9 protein-coding genes and 2 pseudogenes are annotated in these 8,920 nt (G+C 34.7%); 3 read left to right on the forward strand and 8 right to left on the reverse strand.

Going from position 1 to position 8,920, the window contains the following annotated elements; all coding sequences use genetic code 11:
- Window positions 1–219: pseudogene (locus VIO64_RS15945) on the reverse strand (hypothetical protein); the annotation flags it as partial.
- A gap of 183 nt (window positions 220–402) precedes the next feature.
- Here VIO64_RS15945 and VIO64_RS15950 point away from each other — a divergent pair.
- Window positions 403–1,374: a hypothetical protein gene (locus tag VIO64_RS15950; RefSeq protein ID WP_331920015.1), complete on the forward strand. Its 972-nt coding sequence runs from the start codon at window positions 403–405 to the stop codon at window positions 1,372–1,374.
- Between the two features lie 49 nt (window positions 1,375–1,423).
- Here the strand turns inward: VIO64_RS15950 and VIO64_RS15955 are convergent, their stop codons facing one another.
- From VIO64_RS15955 to VIO64_RS15965, 3 genes are read right to left on the reverse strand one after another with little or no spacing between them, the layout of a single operon-like run.
- Window positions 1,424–1,831 carry a hypothetical protein gene (locus tag VIO64_RS15955; protein ID WP_331920017.1) on the reverse strand — a complete coding sequence of 136 codons (408 nt, stop codon included), beginning with the start codon at window positions 1,829–1,831 and terminating at the stop codon, window positions 1,424–1,426.
- Entirely contained in the window at window positions 1,828–2,856 is a 1,029-nt protein-coding gene (locus VIO64_RS15960) for a ParB N-terminal domain-containing protein (protein ID WP_331920019.1), read from the reverse strand. Before VIO64_RS15960 ends, VIO64_RS15955 begins: the two co-directional genes overlap by 4 nt.
- On the reverse strand, window positions 2,846–3,631 hold the full coding sequence (locus VIO64_RS15965) for an AAA family ATPase (protein WP_331920021.1): 786 nt from the start codon (window positions 3,629–3,631) through the stop codon (window positions 2,846–2,848). Before VIO64_RS15965 ends, VIO64_RS15960 begins: the two co-directional genes overlap by 11 nt.
- A 167-nt stretch (window positions 3,632–3,798) precedes the next feature.
- Here VIO64_RS15965 and VIO64_RS15970 point away from each other — a divergent pair, with 167 nt between their 5' ends.
- Both VIO64_RS15970 and VIO64_RS15975 read left to right on the forward strand, forming a co-directional pair.
- The gene (locus tag VIO64_RS15970) at window positions 3,799–4,014 is read left to right on the forward strand and encodes a helix-turn-helix transcriptional regulator (RefSeq protein ID WP_331920023.1); all 216 of its coding nucleotides are present in this window, start codon (window positions 3,799–3,801) and stop codon (window positions 4,012–4,014) included.
- Window positions 4,015–4,114: 100 nt separating this feature from the next.
- Window positions 4,115–4,828 (forward strand): annotated as a pseudogene (locus VIO64_RS15975) (asparagine synthetase B family protein); the annotation flags it as partial.
- Between the two features lie 49 nt (window positions 4,829–4,877).
- Here VIO64_RS15975 and VIO64_RS15980 read toward each other — a convergent pair.
- The 4 genes from VIO64_RS15980 to VIO64_RS15995 all read right to left on the reverse strand — a co-directional run bounded on the left by VIO64_RS15980 (window position 4,878) and on the right by VIO64_RS15995 (window position 8,759).
- Window positions 4,878–5,051, reverse strand: a complete 174-nt coding sequence (locus VIO64_RS15980; RefSeq protein ID WP_331920025.1) for a hypothetical protein — start codon at window positions 5,049–5,051, stop codon at window positions 4,878–4,880.
- 140 nt (window positions 5,052–5,191) lie between these two features.
- Window positions 5,192–5,500 (reverse strand): hypothetical protein, encoded by a 309-nt coding sequence (locus tag VIO64_RS15985; RefSeq protein WP_331920027.1) that lies wholly within the window; start codon window positions 5,498–5,500, stop codon window positions 5,192–5,194.
- Between the two features lie 339 nt (window positions 5,501–5,839).
- Window positions 5,840–6,943 carry a polysaccharide deacetylase family protein gene (locus tag VIO64_RS15990; protein ID WP_331920029.1) on the reverse strand — a complete coding sequence of 368 codons (1,104 nt, stop codon included), beginning with the start codon at window positions 6,941–6,943 and terminating at the stop codon, window positions 5,840–5,842.
- Between the two features lie 175 nt (window positions 6,944–7,118).
- Complete coding sequence (locus tag VIO64_RS15995) at window positions 7,119–8,759, reverse strand: hypothetical protein (RefSeq protein WP_331920031.1); 1,641 nt, start codon at window positions 8,757–8,759, stop codon at window positions 7,119–7,121.
- Window positions 8,760–8,920 lie beyond the last annotated feature (161 nt).

Raw genomic sequence — 8,920 nt, forward strand, 5'->3', positions numbered from 1 at the left:
GATTGGACCACCTTTTTCGTCGGCAGTCCAATGATAAAAACGATTGCTATCTTTGAATATATATAGTCCTCCTGATTTTTTAGCATGCATTGCTTTACGTCCGCCTTTTTCAAGCTGGAATCCATACTGTCGTGCAAGGTCAAGAAGGTTTACGCTGTTGGCACGTTGGATTTCTTCATCTGTGAAGTGGCGGTATGACTTTTGGGTTTTTATGGTCATTAACTACACCTCCGTTTCAAGAACAACAAAAAACAAAAATTCAAGTTTTGTTACTATATCCGTAAGCAAATGTAACACATCCTTTCAAATTAGTTGAAATTTCTCATTCTATTAAGTAAACTAATGTTAGTAAGCTTTATCCAACTATATTAATAACTTCAAGACACAGGGGGGTGATTTAATTTGGCAGAATGGACAAGTATTTTAGAGGTACATGCAAAATGCTGGGATTATTTAATCAGTATTCAAAAATCCGATCCTAATTTCTTCTTTGTTCCAAGAAAAATTAATAAATTGAATCGGTTAGAACAAGGATATTTTTTTATTGGTAATGATACATATATGCAGATATCTTTTTGGGATGGTAGCGATACCTACGAAAAGATCCATAATATTTCTTGGGGGGTAAACAATAAGGGTATATGCTTTATAGAGCTAAGTTCAAAAGATAATCCTGACAGAGCCGTATACTTAGCTGAGCTTATAAATATACTGGAGGAAAAGACTGGGATAACCTTTCAAGATTTAAACAAAGGTAAGTGGCGTTATGATTATCCTAATAATACTTTTTATTTAGATTCACTACATAGTTTTATTCAGAGAGAAAAAATTATAATTGATGAATACATAAAAGTGCACCCTGAATCAGGCATTTCAATGCTTGATTCAAATTTTAATGAGCAATACGTTCTAAAACTTTTAAATAAAGCTAGCAATAATCCGCAAAAAAACAAAAGTACTAAAAAGCAGGAAGGATCAGTATCTGTATCCCCTTCAAGCTACTTAATGTCTTTACACCACAATGAGTTACAAAACGTCATGGCAGATTACTTAAAAGCTCAAGATAATGTTTCTATTGTTTATACTGAAGTAAATAATGTTGATATATCTGTTAAGACCATTACTGGTGAAAGAATATTTTATGAACTAAAGACAAGTGATGCAAAGCAAGCAATGCGACTGGCTATAGGTCAACTTTTAGAATACTGCCATTACAATGATAAAACTGGTGCTAATAAACTTATAATTATTACCAAATATCCCCCAACTGCAAACGATATAACCTACATTCAAAAGCTTAGAAAACTTTATAATCTACCTATTTATTACCAGCAATTTGATATGGAAGAGAAAGTATTATTGGAGATTTATTAATCGGAGCTATTGACTAACTTCTTTTTCTCCCACCAATTTCAGATTAACCTTACCTTTCAGCAATTGCCATTTCACATTTCACTTCCTCTGCCTGATACTCGCTTTCATTTCCTTGTCCATTTTCATCAACAACCTTCCAGTTGGTAGCGATAACTTCTTTCCCATGGGTCTGGGAGACATCAAATAAATGTTTTATAGTAAGCCTCGCATTCTCATATTCACATACTGCAATGCCTGTAGAACCTTTATTGGCATACCTTCCAACTCTATTCCATATAGCTGTTGGTGCAAGCATTGTTACATTTGGATTTTGAGCAAATATAAGCAGTGTGTTATCAAAGCTATATTTGTAAAATGTTGATGCAAACCTTAGATAATCTCGCCAACTGCTTTCATTTCTAGTGATATGTGGAGCAATAGTTTCATATATTGTCTTTAACTTTTCATCTTTTCTCAAGCTGAATTAACCTCCTTCCTTTCGGGATGCATATTAAAAAACAGCTCAAGTGCTTCTTCCACCACCTTTTCAATTTCATTTGATTTAGTATCAGGAGAAAAAAACTTCGAATACACCCTATGATTGATTTTAATTGATGGAGTTGTTGATTTTGGCTTTTTATTTATCTCACCGGATAAAATCTGATATATGACTTTTTCATTTAATTTGCCATCATTCGAATAACTTATTAACATTTGCGTCTTCTTCATATCCACTTTAAACTCATTTTGGGAAAGCACCTGCTCAATTTCTTTTTGCTCATTTTCTTTTAAATATGATATATCAACGGCACATCTGATGGAAATTTCATCGTTATCAACTCTATCTTTAAGTGCATTAATCATCTTATCAATTCGTAGTAGCCTGGCAACTGTATTCTTTGAAAGCCCATACTCACTGCCTACTTTTTCCCTTGTCGTCAACTTCTGCCCCACTGGGGCAGAAGTTTCGTTATCCCTTATGTATTCAGGGTTTTCAAGTCTTTTAAGTTCATCAATTATATCATTTCTTTTGCCTTGGGAGAACATTTTGGAGTGACTTAATGAAAGTACTGTTGCTTTTTCTGATGGAAGCATATCTGTGAATGACCGCTGAATCACATTAGTTTCTACAACATACATAAGTGCTTCTTCATCTGTTAAGTATTCCTTTACTATACATGGGCCCTCAGTAAGTCCTGCAATCTTTGCCCCATTCATTCGATTGTGCCCGGCAAGCATTTCATACTCAAAACCATCTTCACCACATTCAATTTTCCTCACTATCATGGGAGCCAAAATACCATTTGCCTTTATGCTTTCAACCAAGTCATCAAGCCGTTCATCACTATATAGCCTGAATGGATGATTTTGATAGGAGCGAATTTTATTGAATGGTATGGTCAGAAATACTTTATCATTTGCTTGAATTGGTAATGTTGGTTCATCTGCCATTAATAATTCATCAAGTGACTTAACTTTCTTTGCAATTGGTCTAGTTACCATTCATTATCAACTCCTTTGCTACTTGGCTGTATGCAATTCCAGCCTTTGATTTCCTGTCAAAATCAATAATACTCATACCATATCTATTGGCTTCTCCAACTCTAATGGAACGTGGAATATGTACTTTAAATATCTTCATTCCATTTTTATATGCTTCTGTTACCTCTTCGCAGACTTCTCTATGAAGATTTGTCTGCATGTCACACATAGTCAGAAGGATTCCCTCAAACTGAATTTTCGGATTGATTCTCTTTCTTATCTTCAAGATGGTCTTTGTTAAGTCTGTGAGCCCCATCGTAGCATAATACTCCGGGTTTATTGGAATAATCACACTGTCAGCAGCTGATAAAGCATTGATAGTAAGTGGTCCTAAAGATGGATTTGTATCAATGAAAATATAATCATAATCCTTTCTAAGTGGTTCCAGGATATTGGCAAGTAGCTTCTCACTTCCCATTTCCATACGTAAGTTGGCTTCAACTACCGATAAATGAATACTGCTTGGAATAAAGTCCACATTTCCATGAGCATAAATGTATTCCTCTGGATATGGAAGCAGTTCCTCATCCATAGCCTTGTACATTATCTCGGCGATTGTGGTTGTTATTTTAGTATTCTCATATGCAAATGATGATGTTAGGTTGGATTGCGGGTCGAAATCTAGAGCCAGCACCTTCTTTCCTTGCTCTCCAAGGGAAAATGCCATATTCCTTACACTGGTGGTCTTGGCTACACCACCTTTTTGGTTTGCAACTGCTATAATCTTTGCATTCATAGACACCCTTCTTTCTTAATATTCGCTATTGTACACTTAATAATTTTATAATACACTATTCAGTGTGTATTTGCAACAATAATTAAATTTTATAATGTGTATTTTATAGTTTTTGTTGATAATACACACCATTAAGTGTATATTATTTATGAGGATGGTGATCAATAATGCCTTTCACTATGGGCGAAAAAATTCGTATATTAGCAAAAAGAAAAAAAGTAACCATTTCAGAACTGGCTACTTTAATTAGTACTACTAATCAAAATTTATCAAATAAATTGACCCGGGATAATTTCTCAGAAAAAGAGCTTAAGCAAATTGCCGAAGCTCTTGGATGCAGGTTTGAAGGATTCTTTATTTTTGAAGATGGCGAGAAAGTATAAATATTCCAATTCACAAAACACAAAAAGTCATTATATTTTTAAGATCCTTTAAAGTAACAGCTTTTAAACAACAAATACTATGTTCAACCATTTATAACATTCAGGTGAGTGTGCAGACGAGATTTTCGGAGGATATCCATGGTTTCATAAGGAAGAACTTCTAACTCTTGAAACCTTCCCCTGGTCACCCTATGTTAAAGAGCGAAAGAGCATTCTGTCTCCCGAAATAAATGCCTGTTTAAACCTTGATGAATACGCTTATGCAAGATATAAGGACACCATTGATGAAACTCCCCTTTTGCCTGGTGAATCTCCCCTTGAATCAAGAAGACGTCAAATCTTTTATTTGAATATCAACTGGTTCATGTCAACACTGTTAGACAGGAAAGACCGTATGAGTATGTCCACCGGATTGGAAGTCCGTGTTCCTTATTGTGACCACCGCCTTGTGCAATATGTATGGAATATACCATGGGATATGAAAATGTATGGGAATAGAGAAAAAGGTATTCTCAGGCAAGCCCTTTACGGCATATTGCCCGATGATGTAATTCAAAGAAAGAAAAGCCCATACCCAAAAACCCATAACCCGGCATATGAAAACATTGTACGAAAGTGGCTCATTGGTATACTAAACGACACATCATCACCTATCAGGCAGCTAATCAATGTTGAAGAGGTACGTAAAATTGCCGAAGGAACATCCGACTATGGAAGACCCTGGTTTGGGCAGCTTATGGCCGGCCCGCAGCTAATGGCATACCTCATTCAAGTTAATTTATGGCTTAAGCATTACAAAATATCAATAGTTTAGATATTCTCTTTAACAAGGGCGTTTCAATTGGAAACGCCCTATTAATCAATTATTTAACTTCACCCTTAATACAGACCTCCAGGTTAAGCCTATTTAATTTTTCCTCAATATTCAACTTTGTAACATTAATGCCCTTTAGTCTGAAAACTTTCAGCAAATCCTTTCTGATTTTTTCAGAAACATTATCTCCATGTCTTCTAAAAATTAATTTACTTATAAACATATTTTTTCCTCCGTAAAAATTAAACGTTAATTTTATGATTACAGTAAATTAATATTACATTATTTCCCAGCTATTGCATAATGTTTCCGTATGACATTTTCCATGGTTATTCTGTGTGTTTTTACTACATTTAATGTATTTTACATAAGCTTTGTTTTCTTGTCTAAAGCTTTCCCAAAACTATACCAAGAGTCTCTTATTTTAAATCTCATTTCTTCATCTAATGTTCTTTCAATCACATCATTAAGCTGTTTTTTCATTTCCAGATATTCCGACAGAACAAAATCCGGCTTATTAATTAATTTTTCCATATTGACTAACCAGTCGTTAATATGCTCAGAACCTAAATAATCCTTTGATACCTTTTTCTTAAGGTAAGTAACTACCAATTTTACTGCCTTCTTCTTCACATCATAATCTGTCAAAATCTTTTTCGCATTTCCTTTCATAATTTTTACCTCTCCCAAAAAAATATGCTGATATAACAAAATCACCAAGTGATTTTGCGATTTAAGGGTAAAAATGATTTAAATGTTATTTTATATTAATTGTGCTACTCTACTAATATTATATATTAGTATTTATCAATATGCAAATATTGTATTCCACTTTATCGACTATATTAAGAACAAATCATAAAATGATTTTGTCAACCTGGATGGCTGTCGTGAGAAATTGTAGTATATCATACACAACAATTTCCTAGACATAAATAAAAGGAGCAAAATCTCCATTTTTTATGGGACTTTGCTTCTAAAGATTTATATTTGATATATATCCTATAATAATCAATATGTTATAAACTTTTTATCTTTAAGGCTATCCAAATTGACTCCATCTTTCTTGACTTCCGGAACCGTTACGGTCTGAGGATTCCCATCACTGACATACTGTTCTGATCTTGACATATTTTTAAGCCACCACTCCAGATCAGCATCAACAGGTTTAATTCCAGATGATCTTACCCTATGAGTCGACAAAGGATCAAAGTTCTTACTTACAGGTGAGTGAGCAGGATCCCATCCCACTTCTACAATTATCTTGTTATCATAACTGACTCCCTGGTATTGGCCTCTTACTACATGCTCTTTCAAATTCTTTGATGCCTGCCCAAACGGTAATGAGAAGAACTTAAAATTATAGCCCGGAATCAGCTCAAGCATCTTTTTCTGATTTCCACCTATTTCTTCATTGATTTTTTCCGCTGTTTTTATCTCATTAAGGTGAGCATGATTCATTGTATGATTGCCTATATCAAAACCTTTATCAATAAGATATTGAAGCCTTTCAGGCAGTGTACCTTCACCTTTAAATGTTTCTCCACCCAAGTTCACAAAAAATGTACCTTTGAGCCCAAAATCAGGATGGGTCTTGTTGAATTCCTCTATGATGCCTACTGCCGACTTTTTATTGGCAACAAGTTTATCGCCTTCTTTAACCAGGCTAAACTGGCCATCCGTACCGTCATCAAATGTGAAAACCATAGGAATAGTTCCTGCAGGCACGTTAATATTATTGTTTAAATAGTCATCCAAGCTTATAAGCCTGTAACCTTTTTCGTAAAGCTCTCCGAGAAGTTTTTCAAAGCTGCTGAAAGTTGTAGTATACTCACCCTTGTCCCATTTTGAAGGAGTAAACGATTCAACAAAATTATGAAACATTACAACCATAATTTTACCCATTTCATTGGGCTTTACTTTTTCCAAATCAATTTGAGTCGGTGCAACTGATGGCATAGGTGTTGGGATAGTACTTGGCTTTTGCTGATCTGTCATATCCTTTTGCGGACTATTAACAATATTTCCATCAGGTTCATTGACTTTACCACACCCTGACAACAACACAATAATACTAAGCAACAAAAAGAGTTTACTAATTAACATTTTTTTCATTTGTGATCACCCCATTTCAAGAAGTATTTTAATTATATAACATTATAAATGCTTGTACAAATGCAATTTGTACCTCAGTTGAAAGAGTTTTTAATCCTAGGCATCAAAAAACAGCTGCAATAAGTCATTATCTTACGGATAGCAAGCAGCTGTTTTATATAGAATTCATTTTACATTATTTAACAACGACAGTAATTGTTGAACTGGCAGTTGTACCAAATGAATTTGAAACATCACATCTATATGTATATGTTCCCGGTTTTTTTGCAATAACCATACGCTGGACATGCTGTTCATCGGGACTATTATCAGGAGAGCTTCTTGTCAATGTAGTTTTGCCGTTTTCATAAAGCTTCCACAAAGTACCATTATTCCCACCTTGAATTATCATGTGTATGGTATAATTTTCTCCAACCTTAACTTCACTACGATCCGAGCTGATTTGAACAGCTGATGGAACACCTGTTGCTTTAGTAGTTTCATACCCAATCACTGAAGGCTTAACAGTAGGCTTTGTTCCTTTTGGGGTGCTTACTGAAGGTGGTTTTGTTGGTGTGGGCTTTGGCTTAGCAGGTGCCTTTGTGGGAATAAAAACAGTTTTAGCAGTTGGAGTCGGTTTTAATGCAAAAGATGTTTTAGGAATTGGTGTAGGCTTCATGCTTGCCTTAGGCATAGGTGTATCTTTAGCTGCCTTCTGACTTCGCGTAGGTGTAGGTTCTTCTTTATCCTTGTCGCTCGGTGTACTTTGAGGAGAATCACTCGTATTATTTGGATCTGTGTTTGTAATTTTGCTTTCAGAGTCCTTTACTTCCTTTTCACTATTAACTTCATTTTCGTTACTAACTTCTTCTTCGTTAAATACTTCTTTGTCCTTTTCTGCAATGCTGACAACAGAACCTTTTTCTCCACCTGCCTTGCCCAGACCGTCACTAATAAATCTAAATCCGGTAAAAGCCACAACAGCAACTAATATTATACCCGCAGCTGCAAAGGAATATTTTAATGCAGACGCCTTTGCTCCGCTTCTCAGGTTAGTCTTAGTAAAGTATACCATCTTACCTAGATCCACAACATTGCCGAAGCTTTTTGTCATGTTGAATCTGCCATACCCAGTCATATAAATTGCTGTGTCTTTAGTTCTCTCAATAACAGTTCCTATACTATCTGCAATTATGTCATCCTCTTCAATATTTTTAAGATAACTCTTTAAAACATCAAGCTTACTTCTGAGAATAAGAATCAATGCAACTGTGTATTTCTTATTCCCCCTAATTTTTCTTGAAACAATTGCATTTAACTGTGCAAGTTCTTCTGCAGATAAATTTTTATCAATTTTAAGGTTTGTAAATAAAGGTTCGGTATTTAATATATCATAAGCTGTTTTTAATGCTGATTTGATTGACAAATTGTCCTTTGGAGTTGATGAAATCAGCTGGGGGATTGTTATTCCAAACTCCCATAATTTATGTTTCAAGTGTGCCACATCTTCTCTATAGCTTTTGAGATTCTTTACTCTGTGTTCATCAAGCCACTTTTTAATAATGCCTTGGGCAAATTCAATAAACTCTTCATAATTACCCTGGGTAAACTTATCTATTGAGTAAATAAACGCAAAAAGACCGACATGAAACTCTTCGCTGTTCTTTTTTATGGTACTGTCCCCTATGTACTCGCAGACAGCACTTAACACGAATGCCTCATGCTCACCGATAAAACCTTCCCTGTAAGATCTATTTCCTTTCTTTACATGTTGGAAAATTTCATTGTAGGCTTCCTTTTCTTTCCTTTCTAAATCTGGATTGTTACCTGTTTCCAAAAACATCGCCCCCCAAAGAAAACTTATTTGCTTATCATAAAATATTTATATTTATATTATTTATTAACTATTAATTTGAATCGCTTACTAATGCTTATTTTATCATATGTCAGATAATTACTCAATTATATCAATTAAGGTAACCCAAATATCATGATTTA

The sequence above is a fragment of the Pseudobacteroides sp. genome (assembly GCF_036567765.1).
Classification (GTDB): Bacteria; Bacillota; Clostridia; order Acetivibrionales; family DSM-2933; genus Pseudobacteroides.

Coding starts and splice junctions, on each gene's coding strand:
- VIO64_RS15970 (WP_331920023.1), top strand. CDS start 3,799: ATGCCTTTCACTATGGGCGAAAAAATTCGTATATTAGCAAAAAGAAAA.
- VIO64_RS15965 (WP_331920021.1), bottom strand. CDS start 3,631: ATGAATGCAAAGATTATAGCAGTTGCAAACCAAAAAGGTGGTGTAGCC.
- VIO64_RS15960 (WP_331920019.1), bottom strand. CDS start 2,856: ATGGTAACTAGACCAATTGCAAAGAAAGTTAAGTCACTTGATGAATTA.
- VIO64_RS15990 (WP_331920029.1), bottom strand. CDS start 6,943: ATGAAAAAAATGTTAATTAGTAAACTCTTTTTGTTGCTTAGTATTATT.
- VIO64_RS15980 (WP_331920025.1), bottom strand. CDS start 5,051: ATGTTTATAAGTAAATTAATTTTTAGAAGACATGGAGATAATGTTTCT.
- VIO64_RS15985 (WP_331920027.1), bottom strand. CDS start 5,500: ATGAAAGGAAATGCGAAAAAGATTTTGACAGATTATGATGTGAAGAAG.